Origin of the sequence: Nonomuraea recticatena (assembly GCF_039533245.1) — a bacterium.
GTDB classification, from domain to species: domain Bacteria; phylum Actinomycetota; class Actinomycetes; order Streptosporangiales; family Streptosporangiaceae; genus Nonomuraea; species Nonomuraea roseola.
The window spans coordinates 1-566 of the sequence record NZ_BAAATE010000179.1; the positions used below are offsets into that span (position 1 = coordinate 1).

At 68.9% G+C, this 566-nt stretch carries 2 protein-coding genes; both read right to left on the minus strand.

The genetic code is table 11. The features are described from left to right. On the minus strand, window positions 1-322 hold a 322-nt coding region (locus ABFX50_RS51030), incomplete at its 3' end, for a 4Fe-4S cluster-binding domain-containing protein (RefSeq protein WP_346158557.1). Between the two features lie 79 nt (window positions 323-401). Then, window positions 402-557, minus strand: a complete 156-nt coding sequence (locus tag ABFX50_RS51035) for a glycine radical domain-containing protein (protein WP_346158558.1) — start codon at window positions 555-557, stop codon at window positions 402-404. Between the last annotated feature and the right edge of the window lie 9 nt (window positions 558-566).

Here is a 566-nt window from a genome sequence, read left to right on the forward strand (position 1 = left end):
CACCGCTGACCGTGAACCCGCCACCGGCGACCTGGATGAACCGCCGGTACGGCTCGGCCTCGGCCATGATCTCCTCGGCCGTCACCACCGTCCCGTCGCGCATCTTCCACGTCTCGGGGTTCTGGCAGTACAGGCACCGCAGCGGGCACCCGCTGGTGAACACCACGAACCGGGTCCCCGGCCCGTCGACCGCCGTGGCCAGGTCCCAGGAGTGGACCGTGCCGCTGATCGGCTTGGGCTGCCCGCCCCTCGGCTGCATCGCGCCTGTCATCATCGGGTGCACCGAACCCGTCGTGGTCGGGCCGACCAGTGTGCTCGTCATCGGAGTCGCCCCCGCTATCGGCGTAGGTGTGGCTGTGGGTGTGGCTGTCGGCATCGGCAGGGTGGTTGTCATGACCGGGTCACAGCCCGCCGTGGAAGGTCCGGTTGACCACGTCCTGCTGCTGCTCCCTGGTCAACCGCACGAAGTTCACCGCGTACCCCGAGACCCGGATGGTCAGCTGCGGGTAGTTCTCCGGGTGCTCCATGGCGTCCAGCAGCGTCTCCCGGTGCAGCACGTTCGCGTT